Origin of the sequence: Candidatus Amarolinea dominans, from assembly GCF_016704685.1 — a bacterium.
Taxonomy (GTDB): domain Bacteria; phylum Chloroflexota; class Anaerolineae; order SSC4; family Amarolineaceae; genus Amarolinea; species Amarolinea dominans.
The window spans coordinates 166,145-181,968 of the sequence record NZ_JADIZS010000005.1 but is presented as its reverse complement, the minus strand read 5'-3'; the positions used below and the strand labels follow the sequence as shown (position 1 = coordinate 181,968).

Here is a 15,824-nt window from a genome sequence, read left to right as displayed (position 1 = left end):
ATGCGATTTGCGCCCTGGCGCCCTGGCGGCTTGGCGTTAGAAATTCAACGCAAGGGTGCAATGCCGGTTGGCGCCGGGCGCCTGAGCAGTTGCCGTAATTCTTTCACGGAGAACACCGTTACTTATGACACCATCTCTGACCGTGGTCATCCTGACCAAGAATGAGGCCCGCCATATCACCGACTGCATCGCCAGCGCGGCCTGGGCCGACCGCGTGGTGGTTTCAGACTCGTTCAGCGATGATGGCACGCCCGCACTGGCACAGGCCGCGGGCGCGCAGGTCATGCAGCGGCCGTTCGAGGGCTGGGCGCGGCAGCGCAACCATGCCCTGGACGCGGTGGAGGCCGATTGGATTTTCTTCCTGGATGCGGATGAGCGTATCACGCCGGAGCTGGCGACGGAACTGCGCGCGGTGATTCAGCGCAGCGAGGTGGGATGGTGGGCGCCGCGTCACAACTTCATCGTGGGCAAGCGCATGGGCCATGCCGGTTGGTACCCTGATTATCAACTGCGCCTATTGAAGCGCGGGGCCGCACGCTACGACCTGTCAAGGCCGGTGCATGAAGTGGTAGAACTGGACGGCGCCGAAGGACATCTGCGCCATCATCTGCTGCACTACAACTACGATTCATGGGCGCAGTTTCACGCCAAGCAGGCGCGCTACGCCGCGTATGAGGCGGGCATCCTCAAACAACGCGGCCTGCGTCCCCGTTTTCACAACTACATTTTGCAGCCCCTGCGCGAGTTCCGCCGCCGCTACATCACCCTGTCCGGCTGGCGCGACGGCTGGCACGGACTGCGCCTCAGCGCGCTGATGGCGTACTACACCTATGTGACGTATGTGGACCTGGCAAAGCTCTGGCGCACGTCCGCCGCGCAGCAGTAGGGCTGTGCCTGCGGCGCATGGGGGTGCATACTCCACGAGAGCGGCCATGAATAGTGGCCCGGCGTCACCGCCGGGCCACTGGGTTGATCCGATGCTAACTCTTCGCCGCCAGGCCGAGGCGTCGGAGGATTTGCGGCATCCCCTGGTCAATGAGTTGGGTAAGCTCCTGCGCGCACCGTTCATACTCGGGTAACGGCTGCCCATAAGGGTCCTTGACATCATGGTGTTGCCCGCTCATTTCGGTGAGCAGGTAGACCTTTCCCAGGTGCTGGGGTGTCGTGTAGAAGATCGAGCGCCGGTGCGCCTCCTCCATCACCAGCACGATGTCCGCGGTCTTGACGTCGGCGATTTCCAGGGAATGCGCCACATGATCGCTGATGTCAATCCCGCGCTGGGCCAACGTCGTTACCGCGTTGGCGCTGGCCGGCTGGCCCACCAACGCGTAGACGCCCGCAGACGCCACGCTGACCTGGTCGGCCAGCCCAAGTTCTTGCAAACGGTGACGCAGCAGGCCGGTCGCCATCGGTGAGCGGCAGACATTGCCGGTGCATACAAAAAGGACTCGCTTCACAGTTCAGGCCATCTCCGGCTGCAAGAGACCAAAGTCGCCATCCGCGCGGCGGTAGATGACGTTGACGCGGTTGTCATCCACATTGAAGAAGACAAAGAAATCGTGCCCCAGCAGTTCCATCTGCTCGGCGGCCTCTTCGGGGCCCATCGGGCTGATCGGGAAACGCTTGGTGCGCACGATCCTGCCGGACGTGACGCCCTCTTCGGCCGCCATGGACTCCATCTCCTCGGCCGCGCTCTGCATCTGCTCGGCGCGCTCCAATTCACGCCCGCGCCCGCGCTGGCGCTTGTCCTTGTAGCGCTTGACCTGGCGGTTGATCTTGTCCACCACGGCGTCAATGGACGCGAACATATCGTCGCTTTTCTCTTCCGCGCGCAGGATGGAGCCATTGCTGCGCAACGTGACCTGGGCCACCTGACGATCCCCGGCCCGTCTCGAATTCTGCGTGGTCAACTCCACGCGGGCTTCCTGGATGTCGGGCAGGTAGCGATCCAGGCGGCCCACCTTCTTCTCAACGTACTGCTGCAGCCAGTCGGTTATTTCAACATTCTTGCCAGTGATGTGCAGTTCCATTTCTGCCTCTCTTTCGTATGACACCCTGTCAGGGTGTGAAATTGGCCCTGAGACTGTTTCTCAAGGCGAGGGTTGATCGTCCAGCAAGGCATGGGCCGGTGTGCGCGACGACCAACGTGCGCGCGCCAGGGTGAAGGCCCACACCTGTTGGGCGCCGGCTGCGACCAGGGCCGCGGCGCACGCGCCCAGGGTCGAACCGGTGGTACAAACATCGTCAATGAGCACGAAGCGGCGGCCAGGCGCCAGGTTGGCCTGTTCCGGGCGGATGCCAAAGGCGTCGGCGACATTTTCCCGGCGTGCCTGGGCCTGCAAGGTGACCTGCGGCGTGGTTTGGCGTGTGCGCACCAGCAGGCTGCCGTCTACCGGCACCCCCACGGCCGGCCCAATGACCGCGGCCAGCAGTTGCGATTGGTTGTAGCCGCGCTCGCGTTCACGCGCGGGGTGCAGAGGCACCGGCACGATGGCGTCTGGCGGCTGTGGCAAATGGCGCCAACTGGGCAGCATCAGTTCGGCCAGGGGCCGCGCCAGGTCGCGCGCCTGTTTGTACTTCAGCGCGTGGATGGCAGGGCGGACCGGGCCTTCGAACAAGAGCGCGGCGCGGATGCCGCTCAACGCTGGGGTTTGCTGCGCACACGACGCGCACGACCGCCCGTTGATTCCAGGCTGGCCGCAGCGCTCGCACCAGGGCGGGGCCAGGCGCGTCACCGCCCTGCGGCACGCCAAACAGAGGCGACCGCCGGGCTGCCCGCGCTGCTCGCAACTGACACAGCGCGGCGGAAAGAGCATGTCCAGCAAAGTTTGCGACAGCGACGCCCAGGAAAACCCGCGCGGCGACGCGCCGTCGTTGGTCGTCGGCTGGGGGAGGATCATGCCAGGGATTTGGTGTTGACGGTTCGACATAAGCCGGGCCACTCGTCATCGCATCGGATAAGATATGGCGCTTGGGGTTCGCAAAAGCATCAACTGTCACCTCGCAGCCGCGAAAACGCTGCGAGACACGAGAGTCAGTGTCATGCGAACCCTGATTACTGCGTTGGAAAAAGGCTCTGCCAGGCCGTGATGATCCAGACTCGCAGGTCATCACCCATGATCAGCAGAATAGCCAGGACGACGACCGCGATGAGAATCAGAATCAGCGCGAATTCGGCGAAGCTTTGCCCTTCATCATGCCCTTCATCATGGCGCCGTTGATCGCGCGGCCCGCGGGCGAGCCTGTGCTCGTGCATTTACTTACTCCGGCGTCGCCCGAGGCAACGCACAATGTGTCTGCTGCGCGGGAGTTCAGGCATCGGCTGTTGTATCTTGCAGGCGTACCCACCCGCGTCGCAGAGCCAACACCGCAGCCTGCGTGCGGTCATTAACCGCCAGCTTGCGCAGGATCGAGCTCATATGATTCTTCACCGTCTGGCGGCTGATGCCCAGCTCGCGCGCAATTTCCTTGTTGCTGGCGCCGCGCGTGATGTATTGCAGGATTTCCATCTCCCGCGGTGAAAGGGGCACGAACATCTCATCGGCCGATTCGCCAAACACGGCCAACTCCTCGAAGTGCTTGCGGATCCATTGCGCCACCTGCGGGCGTCCCATGATGATATCTTCGATGACGAAGTTGCCGGCCGCTGCCGCCCGAACGGCGGTCACAAGCTCGGAGGGCATGACATCTTTGGGGAAATAGGCGGCCGCGCCGGCGCGCAGCGCATGGAACAACTGCTCATCATCGTGATAGGCAGTCAGGACAATCACGGCAATGGTTTCGTTGTTTGTCTTGATCAGGCGTGTGGCCTGCAAGCCATTGAGGGACGGCAGGTTGATGTCCATCAAGATCACATCCGGCTTCAACTGCGGTGCTTTGTCCACCGCCACCTGCCCGTCGGCGATCTCGCCCACCACCGTGAAGTCAGGTTCCAGCTCCAGTACGCGCCGCAACCCCTGTCCAAAGAGTGGATGATCCTCGACAATCAAGATCCGAATCGTTCTTTTCTCAGCCATTGGCATTTCTCCTTGATCTGTTGGCCGCGGTGCGCTGCGTGCAACCAACGGCGCGACTGGTAGGGGCAGTCGCTCTGAACATTCGCAGACATGCAATCATGACACATCGGTGGGGACGCGCAGGGTCAACGTGGTGCCCTGGCCGGGCGCGCTGGTGATCTGCAGACGCGCCTGCAGGAGTTCGGCCCATTCCTGCATATCTATCAAACCGCTGGCATCCACCAAGTCTTCCGGTGCGAAACCGCGCCCGTGGTCGCTGATCTGAATGATCCAGTAGCGATCCAGACTGCTCAACGCCAGCAGGGCATGGCCGGTGCGCGCGTGGCGTGCCACATTGCGCAGCCCTTCCTGGATGATGCGAAAAATCGCTAACTCGACGGTGACCGGCAAGCGCGGTAGGCTGACGGCGCTGTTGATGGACACACGGATGCCATAGTGATCAGAAAAGCGCTGGGCATAGCGCGTCAGGGTCGCAGCCAGCCCCAGTTCCTGCAGCAGCGGCGGCGTCTGCAAATCACTCAGCAGCCAGCGCAGCTCTTCCAGGCTGGCGCGCAGCTCATTTTCCAGGCTGATCAGCCCTTTTTCAACGGTGAGCGGCTCGTTGCGCAGTAGCAGCCGGCATGCAGCCAACTCAACGGCTGCATTGGCCAGGAGTTGACCGGTTGACTTGAGTGAGGCCGCAATGCGTTCCTGGATCTGCTCCTGACGGCGCACCAGGCGAAGATGATCCTGTGCCTTGTCGCGGTCATGGCCGTCACCACACCAAGCGCTGCGCGCGGCGCGCAGCAACTTGAGCGACGGCAATATGGATGGCAACCGGCTGTGCTCAGCCTGATCATCGGGCTGCGTGAACAAGGCCAGGAGTCGAGCCTCGGCTTCGGCGAGGATCTGCTCTCCCTGCTTGATCAGGTCCGGCGCCTCTGTGGGCGCCGCAGACACGGCAGCCAGATCGTTCATGATGGTTTTGTGGTCTTTCTACAACGGTCAACCAGTCGCTTCGTACGGAGGTGGGCTGTGGTCGTAGGTTAAGTTCGCGTCAAGCCTCTCATGAGTATTGTACCATCAGTTGCGTGGAGATGCAACCAAATGGCAGCGGCCGCCTGAAACTGATGAAGAACAGGATCACGTGCGCAAATTGTAACATACCTCTGTGAGGACGCCAAACCGCCCCGCCCGGCGACTGCAAGTCGCTGCAACGGCTGCGAAGCCCACCTGCGTGGGCTGTGTGCATCCAGGACGGAAATGCACCCGGCGTGCTATGATTTGTTGACAAAGCTGCGCCAACTGCGTATAATCTGGCATGGGCACGTGATCGGGCGAAAAGCACGCTGCCAAGACTTCCCAATTTTTAGGTTCCCCAATCATGTTTTGCGTGTTCCCAGCGACGTACGCGCACCTGTATTTGCGTGCGCGGCTGACATCAACCGGACGCAACAGCCGCCAGTCGAAGGAGGTGATGACGCTTCAGTAATTCTCGCTGCCTGTTCCTGGACACAACCCATCGCGGGTCATGATCCATTGTTCGCGTTCCCAAAGAACCAATCTCCAAAGAAGGAACTCAGATGACTAAGAATCAGCATCGAACAACATGGTTCACGTGGTTTCTAATCGTAGCCATGTTCGTCGTCACACTGGCGCCCATGTCGGCCCTGGCCACAGCGCCCGCAGAAAAGGACGGCGCTGCCGCGGCAGCACCTTCCATCCCCTGGCAGAAATACATCCGTTCGCAACCCAACCCCATGCCACCGGCCGATGACTTCGTCATCGAGCAAATGCTGCGCGCCGACGGCAAGCTGACGTTGAATTCAACGGCGGCTGAGGCCAAAGCCGCGGTGGAAGCCATCAAGGCAAACCTCAATCGCCAGAAGGGCCTGAGCGGTCCCAACCCGATCGCCTATGCCAAGCGCCTGGCAGCCTGGAACCAGGCCGAGAAGCTGGGCAAAAGCCCGATGGCCGCCGGCCTGGGCGAAATTGGCGAAGCCAAGCTCCTGATGGCGATCGTCGAATTCGCCGGGTCCCAGACCTTCGATAACTACCAGACAGTTGACGGCGAGTGCGTGCTGGACGGTACGACGACCACAATCGCCGGCCCGCTGCACAATCAGATCCCTGACCCGGCTCCCACCGGCGACAATAACACCCTCTGGGTGCCAGATTTCACCACCAGCTACTACCAGAACCTGTTCTTCGGCGAAGGGCCGACGGCCGGTGTGGGTGTGGTGCGTCCTGACCTGAACGGCGGCGCGGGTGTAGATCTGACCGGGCATACGGCCACCAACTGGTACCTCAAGCAGTCTGAGGGCCTCTATCATCTGACCGGTGATTTCTATGGTTGGGTGCAGCTCCCGGTCTCTGAAGGCGAATACGGTGCAGACGAGCCTTGCACCAGCGGCTCCAACATGAACCGCAACGGTCCTGTCTTCCGCGTGGCGGCTGACACGGCCGATGCCATCAACGCGGCGTACCCCGGTTTCGACTGGAGCGAGTGGGACACCGATGATGACGGCATCGTGGATCATTACATGATCGCCCATGCCGGCGTTGGCAACGAAGCCGGCGGCGGCGCCGAGGGTGAGTTCTCGATCTGGGCACATAGCTGGGATGTCTACGAGGATACTTACGGCGATGGCTCGACCTTCGGCCATCTCGTTGCAGGCATGGACACCCCTGATGATCGTTCCGACGACATCCGCGTCTTCAACTACACCATCGTGCCCGAAGATGCCGACATTGGCGTCATCGTACACGAATACGGCCATGACATCGGCCTGCCTGACTACTACGACACCTCCGGCGCGGCCGAAAATTCAACGGCGTTCTGGGATGTCATGTCAGCCGGTTCCTGGACGGGTGAACTGGGCGGCGCTGACCCGGTCAGCTTCAACCCCTGGGCGCGCACGTTCTTTGGCTGGACCAACCCACTGGTTGTTGACTATGATCTGGCGCAGCCCATGGATGTGATGTTGGGCCAGGCGGCGGGCACGCCCGCCGGCGCCGAAGACACGGTGCGTGTCAACCTGCCCCCCACGGTCGTCAACGTCCCCAACAAGGCCGGCGATGGTAAGGGCTGGCACAACGAGCTGGGCGACAACCGTGATCAGACGGCTACGCGCAGTTGGGATCTGAGCGGAGTCACCGGCAGCCTCGTCTTCTCCTTCGACACCTACCTCGATCTGGAAGCTGACTACGACTACGGCTACTTCCAGGTCTCCACCGACAACGGCAGCACCTGGGCCTCGTTGCAGGACATGGACGGCGTCGCGGTGACCGATCCGCCCGGCGGCCTCAATGACCACTACGAAGGCGCCCTGCGTTTCGATATATCGGCCTATGCCGGCTTGAGCAACGTCATCACGCGCTTCCGCCAGATGTCGGATGGCGGCGTGCAGTGGGAAGGCTGGTGGATTGACAATCTGAGCGTGACCAACGACGCGACCGTCATCTACAGTAACGATCTGGAAGACTCCAGCGATTGGACGCTGTCTGGCTTCGAGATTGTGCCGATTGATGTCAACATCGAGCACTACTACATGCTCGAATGGCGCAACCTGGGCGGCTTCGGCGCAGACTCCGGCCTGGCCTACGGCTATCAAACGCTGACTCACCCTGGCGGCGGCTGGATCGTGGATCGCGTCACTGCCAACGTGCCCGGCATGGTGGTTTGGTATCGCGACGACACCTACACGAACAACAACGTGCTGGCTGGCGGCCGCGCAGCGAACTCGCCGGCCTATGGCCCCAAGGGCAGCACCCTGGTGGTGGACGCGAACGCCGATCCGCTGCTGTGGAGCGGCGGCTTCTGGAACCCGGCGACCAATGCTCGCCAGCCGCAGATGAACGGCCGTCGCCAATCCATGGATGCGGCCTTCGGTCTGGCGCCGACCAATACCTGGAACATCCACGACTACGCGAACATCGCCAATGCGGTGATTGCACTGGGCAATCGCCCGGCCAAGCCCGCGTTCCATGACAGCATGAGCTACGTGCCTGGCTTCGCCTGGCCCGGTAACGGCTTCGTCTATACGATCGCCAATGCTTCCAGCGTGGTCATCCCGGCCAGCGGCAACTACACCACCCGCATCCGCGGCCTGGCCGCGGACGGCGTCAACCTGAACGGCGACTTCACCGATCTGTGGGGCGCGACCGTTTCGGGTAATGAGCTTGGCTCCGGCAATCCGGGTGACAGCCATACCCAGTATGGTCTGCACTTCGAGGTGATGGACCAGGCGGCCGATGGCTCCTACGGCCAGGTCAAGATCTGGAACGCGGCGACCGAAGTGGAAGCCATGATCACGGTCACTCCTGACACCTTCGCCGTGGGTCAAACCGCTACCGTGGCCGTGAGCAACGTGAACAACGGCGGCGCGGAAACTGGCCTGCTGCATGTGGTGGGCATTGATCGCAGCCTGGTCTCCTACGTGGACGGCAGCGTCTACGGCGGCGCCTTCCCCATCAGCGTACCGGATGGCGTGGCGGCTCAGATGTTCAAGACCGGCGGCGCCGCGGCGCTGAAGAACGCCTACAGTCCGGACAGCGGCGTGGTCGCCATTGCCTATGTCGGTGACATGGCAGCCGGGCAGGAAGTCAACTTCGGCTTCGATGTGATGGCCGAACTTGGCGCGGCCGGCGGCAACTGGTCGTTCGTGGACAACGTGTACAAGATGGGTGAGCTGATCGCCAGCGCCTCGGCCAGCTTCAGCGTGCCTGCGTTGAATTCCTACGAATTCACGCTGCAGGACGGCCTGAACGGTTACAGCGGCACCAGCGACACCTTCCTCAATGCCTGGATGCCGACGATGGCGTACGGCGGCGATGCGGACTTCTACGTCCGTCAGCCCGGCGTCAAGACCGCGTTGGTCAAGTTCGATCTGTCGGCTATGCCCGGCAGCGCACAGATGACGCAGGCGCAGATCGGCCTCTACGTGACCTACGGCAGCGGCAACCCCGTGACGCTGGAAGCCTATCAGGTCTACAAGGCGTGGTCAGAGATGGCCGCGACCTGGAATGATGCCGATGCCGGCATGCCGTGGGAGATGCCCGGCGCGATGGGGCCGAGCGATCGTGCGGCGAGCTTCGCTGATCGTGTCAGCTTCGGCGGCTCCGGCCGCTGGGTCTGGTTCGACGTGACCGATCTGGCGCAGATGTGGGTGATGAACGCGGACAGCAACCAGGGTATCGCCCTGGCTGGCACCGGCAACACCAACTCTGAGCTGGAGTTCACCTCGTCCGACTACATCGTCACCTTCGTGCGCCCGCAGATGAAGATCGTCTTCCAGGCGCCGTAACGTAATGCGCCGGCGGCTCGAACCGCTGCGTAACTGACCAGGCGGCGCGCCGCCGCCAGCGAGCGATTGAAATCGCACCTGGCAGGCGCGCCGCCCTTTCGCCCCGAATCCATTCGGCGGCAAAGCCGGGTTTGTTGTCATCAGCCTCGAGGGCTGGTTGGCAGCAATCCCGGCTTTTTCTTTGGATTGACAAATCATCGGCAGTGCATATAATCGTTATCGTCCCGATGGTTCTCCACACATGTCGTTCATTTTCCAATTGCTAGAGGAGGTTCTTGCACATGCAACGCACCCAGTGGTCTCGTGTCTTCAACCCAATGCTGATCGTCCTGCTCCTGGTCACGACGTTCCTGGTCGCGCCGGCGACCGGAGGCGCCAGCAGCCAGATCAGCGGTCAGCCAACGTTACGCGCCGCCGACAACAACGGCGACGACGGCCCACCAGCCCCCATCAACCGGCGCAAGGGCTACCGCCAGCCGACGCAAGATGACCCCTACGCCCGCGATGATTGGTTCTACTCGCGGCGCACGGCCGGCGATCCGAACTTCAGCGTGGCGCAGGCCGCTGAGAAGCGCGCCGAAGCTGCCCAGCAGTTCAGCGTGATGCAGAGGACGATCGGCCCCGCCGCGCCCAGCGCCTTCGACGGCGCCTGGACCAACGTCGGCCCTGACCCCATCGTACAGGTGGGCCGCAGCGGTCCCGGCTACTTCCTCGGTATGTCCGGGCGCATCGGCGCCCTTGCCATCCGTTCCAGCGAACCGTACACGATCTACCTGGGCGCGGCCCAGGGCGGCGTCTGGATTTCTTCTACCCTGACCACGGCCTGGACACCCAAGACCGATGATCTGCCTTCGCTGGCGATTGGCGCGCTTGCGCTGGCTCCATCCAATGAAGACATCGTCTACGTCGGCACCGGTGAAGGTGCGCTCTCTGGCGATAGCTACTACGGCAACGGTCTGCTCAAGTCTACCGACGCCGGCAACTCGTTCTTCCAGGTGAGCGGCGCCGCCTTCAACCAGGTTTCGATCTCCAACGTCGCCGTGGATCCCACCAACGCTGACCATCTCTTCGTGTCCACCCTGCGCGGCCGCGGCGGCAACCGTCGCGTCAGCCCGCCCAACCCGACGCCCTTTGGCATCTGGGAATCGAGCGACGGCGGCATCACCTGGACCGACCGTTATACCACCACCGTGGCCAGCCGCGGCGCCACCGCCCTGGTGATGGACCCACAGAACGCGGCCGTACTCTATGCCACGTACTGGAACCAGGGCATCATGAAGTCCACTGATGGCGGCATGAGTTGGTTCGAGGCGATGAACGGCTTGCCCAGCAACGCCAACTACCCGGCTGCGGCCACACGCTTCGCCCTGGCCATTTCGCACCCGGCCGGTCAGGCCTCCGCCACGCTCTACACCGGCTTCGAATGGGTGGATACCGATGGCAACAGCCACCCCTCCACGGTCTGGAAATCCACGGATGATGCCAACACGTGGAGCGAAACCAGCACCGCTGTGGTTGCCGGCTACTGCGGATCGCAGTGTTTCTATGACAACGTGCTGGCCGCAGATCCGACCAATGCCGACATCGTCTATGCCGGCGGCATGTTCGACTATGGCAGCGGCACCGGCGGCATCTACCGTTCGATGGACGGCGGCGCCACCTGGCTCGACATGGGCTGGAATCAGCACCCGGACTTTCACGCCATCGCGATCCGCAACGACGCGCCCAACAACGTGGTGATCGGCAACGACGGCGGCGTCTGGTCGTCGGCCAACTATGGCGGACGCACCAACCCTGGCGACCCCATTGATGCGGCCGACTGGGCCAATCTCAATGGCACTGTGGACCCGAACACGGCCGGCGTGACTGCACGCACCGGCCTGGCGATCGGGCAGTTCACCAGTGTTGCGCAGCATCCGACCAATGTCAACCGTTTCTACGGTGGTACGCAAGACAACGGCACGATGCGCAAGTCGGGCGTCAGCAATAGCTGGTTCGACTATGCCGGCGGCGACGGCGGCCAGGTGATTGTAGACCCCAACAATCCGAACTATGTCTACGGCACCTACTACGGCGTTTCTCCCTATCGCTTCAGCGACGGTATGTTAGGCTCGTTCTTCAGCAACATGAGCATCGCCAATGGCATCAACACGAACGATCGCTCTGAGTTCTATGTCCCCATGGCCATGGATCCGCAATTCACAGAGCGGCTCTACCTCGGCACCTATCGCCTGTATCGCACCGACAACCGTGGCGACCTGTGGACGACCGCCAGCGGTGATCTGACCTCAGGTTGCAGCGGCGCGGCTCCCAACGGCGCGCGCGGCTGCGTCATCAGCGCCATTGGCCCCACGGCCGGTTCACCCGCCGTGTACGTCGGCGCGTTGGACGGCTACATCAACCTGTCAACCGACGCCACGGCCGCCGCGCCTGTATGGGAGCGCGTGGACAAGGCGCCGCTGCCGGCCCGCCCGGTGACCTCCTTCGCCGTGGACAACTCGAACTATCGCGTGGCCTATGCCGCCTTCGCCGGCTTCAGCGCAGCCACCCCGGCTACCCCAGGCCACGTCTTCAAGACCACCGATGCCGGCGCCACCTGGACCGACATCAGCAGCAACCTGCCTGACATCCCGGTCAACTCGATCATCCAGGATGCCGGTCACGCGGGCACCCTCTATGTCGGCACCGACATTGGGCCGCTGATGACCGCCGATGATGGCGCTTCCTGGCTGCCGATGGGCGCGGGCTTCCCGGTGGTTGCCATCTGGCAACTGAACCTGAACACCGCCACGCGTCAGATCGTGGCCGGCACCCACGGCCGCGGTGTGTGGAAACTGGCTGATGCCGATCCGCGCCCGGCCTTGCAGGTGCGCGCCTTCACGTCCGACCAGCCGGTTGGCCCTGGCAGCCTGTTGACCTTCAATCTGAAGATCAAGAACGGCGGCAATGCGGCGGCAACCGGTGTGCAGGTCAGCAACCCGGTGCCGGCCAACACGACCTTCGTGGGCGCGGACAATGGCGGCGCCCTGGCTGGCGATATGGTTGTCTGGAGCGGCCTGGCGGTGGACGCCGGGACCACGCTGGAACTCAGTTTCACCGTGCAAATTGCCGGCGGTCTGACCACCGGCGACGTCATCACCAATGACGGCACGGTCGTCACCTCGGCTGAAGGCGCCGGCGCTACCGGCAGCCCCAGCACCGTTGTGATGTCGCCCGCCTATGATGTGTCCGCGGTGGCTGACCACACCCTCGATGGCGGCGGTCCGTCCGCGGTGGTGCGCTACATGATCACCGTGCGCAACACGGGTTACAGCGAAGACACCTACTACCTGAAGGCGGCCAAGGAGTACTGGCCGACCACCGTCTGGAACGGTGACTTCAGCAGCCAGATCGCCTATCTCGGCCCGTTGGCGCCCGGCGCCAGCGCCCAGGTTGGCGTGCAGGTGCGCGTGCCGGCCACCGCCACCAACGGTCTGGAGGACATCACCTACTTCAAGGCGATCTCCCTGGCCGAACACAATGTGCAGGCTCGCCTGGAACTGCGCACCATCGCGGTCACTTCCGATATCCTGGTCGTGGATGGCGACACCGGCGCGATTGACGTGGAGTCCTTCTACACCGACGCGCTGACCGCCGCCGGCTACAGTTTCAACTACTGGGACCTGGCCGCTAACCCCAACATCCCGTCAGGGTACCTCAACGCCCATCGCGCGGTCGTCTGGTTCACCGGCGTGGCCTACCCAGGCCCGTTGGTGTCCTATGAGTCGCAATTGGCTAGCTTCCTGGATAACGGCGGCAACCTGTTCCTCTCCGGCATGGACATCCTGGATCAGGCGGCCGGCACCACTGACTTTGTGCATGATTACCTGCACATTGCCTGGGACGGCAGCGAGATTCAGAACGACGTTCCGATGACGGTCGCTTCGGCTGTGGCCGGCAATCCGGTCACCGGCGGTATGGGCGATGTGCCGGTCAACAACGCGGCTGTGGGCTATTCCGAGTACAACGACCAGGTGACGCCCGTCGAACCGGCGATGGCGGCCTTCCTGGATGACACCGGCGAGCCGACCGCGCTCACCGTGGGCGACAACGGCTATCGGGTGGTCTTCCTGGGCTTCCCGTTCGAGGCCTTTGGCGATGCCGCCCAACGCGCCGACCTGATGGGCCGCGCGATGAACTACTTCCTGCCGCCGCCCATGAACTACCAGCTGACACTGCAGAACGGCCTGGATGGCTACGCAGGCGCCAGCGACACCTTCATCAACGCCTGGATGCCGACAACCAACTATGGCAACGGCGCCAACCTCTACGTGCGCCAGCCAAACACCAAGAGCATCCTAATCCGTTTCGACCTGGCGGGCATCAGCCGCCGGGCCACGGTCACCAGTGCGCGCATCGGCATCTGGGTCACTTATGTCAGTGACTCAGTTCACGACTACTCGCCGGTGATGCTCAACGTGTATGAGATGTATCGCCCGTGGACTGAAGCCGGCGCCACCTGGAACGAGGCGGATGCCGGCATGGGCTGGGAAGCGCCAGGCGCGCGTGGCCGCTCCGACCGTGCGCACCTGCCCGCGGTGCAGCAGACCGGTTACCGCCGCACCGGCCAGTGGATGTGGTTCGACATCGCGCCGCTGGTGCAGCAGTGGATCACCGACCCAGGCGGCAACAACGGCCTCATCATCACCGCCAACGGCGACGTCAACGCCGAGATCGAGTACATCGCCTCGGACTTCGCGGACACCACGGTGCGGCCGCAAATGCGGATGACTTACACCGCGCCTTGATCTTCGTCACAGGCCAACAGAGCAGACCCCGCGCCTGCTCTGTCGGCGCTTCCGCCCGACAGAGGTAAAAAACAGGTCTGGTCACGCGTGACCAGACCTGTTTTCTTTTGCCTGAAAAGCACCCCACACCGTAGGTCACGCCTCCGACGTGACAACACCCTCTACAGCAGATCAGTTTTCTTTGGATTTCTTTCGTAACTGCTCAGGCATCCGGCGCCAACGACGCCTTCCGCCGCCTGCGCCTGTCGAAGGCAGCGATACCGCTGTTGTCAGATCAGAAATTCAACACAGGGATGCAGAGACGCAGGAGCGCCCAGCAGTTCCAAATGTGGCCAGGTTTTTGACTACAGAGAACACAGACGTATCCGCGCTCGCGAACCGCCCCAGCGCCGGGTCGTAGTATCTCGCGTTGTAGAAATACAACCCGCCCGCCACCTCGTCCAGCACCTGCCCGGTGAAGCGGCGCTGCGTCGGCGTCGCGCCGAAGGTGTAGCGGCTCTCGCCCCACGGCTTGTAGCGAATCTCCGACATCCGGCCGCCGGTCTCACTGACTGTCAGCGCCGTGCTGCCCAGGTGATCGGTCGCCAGCCAGCGCACCACCCCGTTGACCCGCAGCGCAATGCGCTGACCGCCGGCCTGGTAATACTTCGTGATCGTCGTGCTGCTGCCGGATGTCGTCTTCTCGTAGTAGGCGCCGACATAGACCGTCACGCTGCCGCCGAAGTCGGCCTTCACCCGGTTGCCGTCGGCGTCATGGGTGTAGCCGGCCAGCACCGTGCTTCCCTGCTTCACTTGCTGCACGCGGTTCTCCGCATCGTAGACCAGCGTGTAGGTCACCCCGCCCACCGTGCGCCCGGTCATGTTGCCGTTGCAGTCGTAGCTGTAGACGTTGCTGCTGCCCGCCTGCTGCACCGCATGTGGCTTCGTCGCCGGCGTCCCCGCCCGACAATTCCCCGGCGATGGCGCACCGTACACAGTGCTTCCCACACTGGACTTACTCGCCGTGACGTCTTTATTGCCTGGATTATGAACGAGAATTCACTCCTGAAGAGTATTTTTGGGTTTCACTAGGTAATGCGAGATCCCGCTTCCAGGCATATGTGTCGCGGTGGATCAACAGCAGGCCACCGCGACAGCAAAGCAATAGTCGGATGTGAGCACAATCTGTTCCAGTTAGGTTCAACATTTAACTCATGCGCAAGAATCTGCAACGCTACCTGGGTCAGGAAGTAGTTCCTGAGCCCTAAAGCCACAGGCGTCGCTTTGGCCGATAATGAATCAACATGGATCACTGCTAATTCATTCTCTTCGGTCAGGAACGCTACCGTATCGTAGCGATGAAAACAGTCCACAGGCCAAAGCACCGGTATCGGAGAAGGGAGACTGTTTTCACGTTCTGCTGCCCAATTCTCAGGCCGTTGTCGTTCCACCCAAACTCTCATGAATCGCTCGATTCGCTCTGCCCATAATGATACTCCATTCTTCACTCTATCGAAGGGATAGGCGCACATATAGTAGATCTGCAGGTCTGTTGGGACTTCTTGGCCGATCCACTGTATCAGTTGCTTCACCTCCTGCGTTTCCACATCTGATGGGTACCAATCTGCAAAGGAGGTTGACAGAGAGTCCTCGGTGATTCGTAGCCACTCTAGGAAGCCAATATTGAATCCTTGGGGGGCTTGATCGATCAAATACCACATCGGCTATTTCCTCCACAGTAGGCTCTTAAGAGCGTT

The 15,824-nt window shown here is 62.3% G+C and carries 11 protein-coding genes; 3 read left to right on the top strand and 8 right to left on the bottom strand.

The window, feature by feature from the left end:
* The first annotated feature begins 124 nt into the window (after nucleotides 1–124).
* Nucleotides 125–886 carry a glycosyltransferase family 2 protein gene (locus IPF85_RS05005; protein WP_343406967.1) on the top strand — a complete coding sequence of 254 codons (762 nt, stop codon included), beginning with the start codon at nucleotides 125–127 and terminating at the stop codon, nucleotides 884–886.
* Between the two features lie 94 nt (nucleotides 887–980).
* Here the strand turns inward: IPF85_RS05005 and IPF85_RS05000 are convergent, their stop codons facing one another.
* The 6 genes from IPF85_RS05000 to IPF85_RS04975 form a co-directional block, all read right to left on the bottom strand.
* Complete coding sequence (locus IPF85_RS05000) at nucleotides 981–1,457, bottom strand: low molecular weight protein arginine phosphatase (RefSeq protein WP_343406966.1); 477 nt, start codon at nucleotides 1,455–1,457, stop codon at nucleotides 981–983.
* A gap of 3 nt (nucleotides 1,458–1,460) precedes the next feature.
* A complete protein-coding gene (gene raiA / locus IPF85_RS04995) occupies nucleotides 1,461–2,030 on the bottom strand; it encodes a ribosome-associated translation inhibitor RaiA (protein ID WP_343406965.1) in 570 nt (189 codons plus the stop codon).
* 60 nt (nucleotides 2,031–2,090) lie between these two features.
* Nucleotides 2,091–2,930, bottom strand: a complete 840-nt coding sequence (locus IPF85_RS04990; protein WP_343406964.1) for a ComF family protein — start codon at nucleotides 2,928–2,930, stop codon at nucleotides 2,091–2,093.
* 125 nt (nucleotides 2,931–3,055) lie between these two features.
* Complete coding sequence (locus tag IPF85_RS04985; RefSeq protein WP_343406963.1) at nucleotides 3,056–3,256, bottom strand: hypothetical protein; 201 nt, start codon at nucleotides 3,254–3,256, stop codon at nucleotides 3,056–3,058.
* A gap of 55 nt (nucleotides 3,257–3,311) precedes the next feature.
* Entirely contained in the window at nucleotides 3,312–4,016 is a 705-nt protein-coding gene (locus IPF85_RS04980; RefSeq protein WP_343406962.1) for a response regulator transcription factor, read from the bottom strand.
* 96 nt (nucleotides 4,017–4,112) lie between these two features.
* Nucleotides 4,113–4,973: an ATP-binding protein gene (locus tag IPF85_RS04975; protein ID WP_343406961.1), complete on the bottom strand. Its 861-nt coding sequence runs from the start codon at nucleotides 4,971–4,973 to the stop codon at nucleotides 4,113–4,115.
* A gap of 605 nt (nucleotides 4,974–5,578) precedes the next feature.
* On the opposite strand from IPF85_RS04975, the gene IPF85_RS04970 reads away from it, so the two are divergent.
* Both IPF85_RS04970 and IPF85_RS04965 read left to right on the top strand, forming a co-directional pair.
* Nucleotides 5,579–9,301 (top strand): M6 family metalloprotease domain-containing protein, encoded by a 3,723-nt coding sequence (locus IPF85_RS04970; RefSeq protein ID WP_343406960.1) that lies wholly within the window; start codon nucleotides 5,579–5,581, stop codon nucleotides 9,299–9,301.
* Nucleotides 9,302–9,582: 281 nt separating this feature from the next.
* The gene (locus IPF85_RS04965) at nucleotides 9,583–14,088 is read left to right on the top strand and encodes a DNRLRE domain-containing protein (protein ID WP_343406959.1); all 4,506 of its coding nucleotides are present in this window, start codon (nucleotides 9,583–9,585) and stop codon (nucleotides 14,086–14,088) included.
* Between the two features lie 282 nt (nucleotides 14,089–14,370).
* On the opposite strand, the gene IPF85_RS04960 is transcribed toward IPF85_RS04965, so the two are convergent.
* On the bottom strand, nucleotides 14,371–15,075 hold the full coding sequence (locus IPF85_RS04960) for an RHS repeat-associated core domain-containing protein (RefSeq protein WP_343406958.1): 705 nt from the start codon (nucleotides 15,073–15,075) through the stop codon (nucleotides 14,371–14,373).
* Nucleotides 15,076–15,155: 80 nt separating this feature from the next.
* On the bottom strand, nucleotides 15,156–15,788 hold the full coding sequence (locus IPF85_RS04955; RefSeq protein WP_343406957.1) for a hypothetical protein: 633 nt from the start codon (nucleotides 15,786–15,788) through the stop codon (nucleotides 15,156–15,158).
* Between the last annotated feature and the right edge of the window lie 36 nt (nucleotides 15,789–15,824).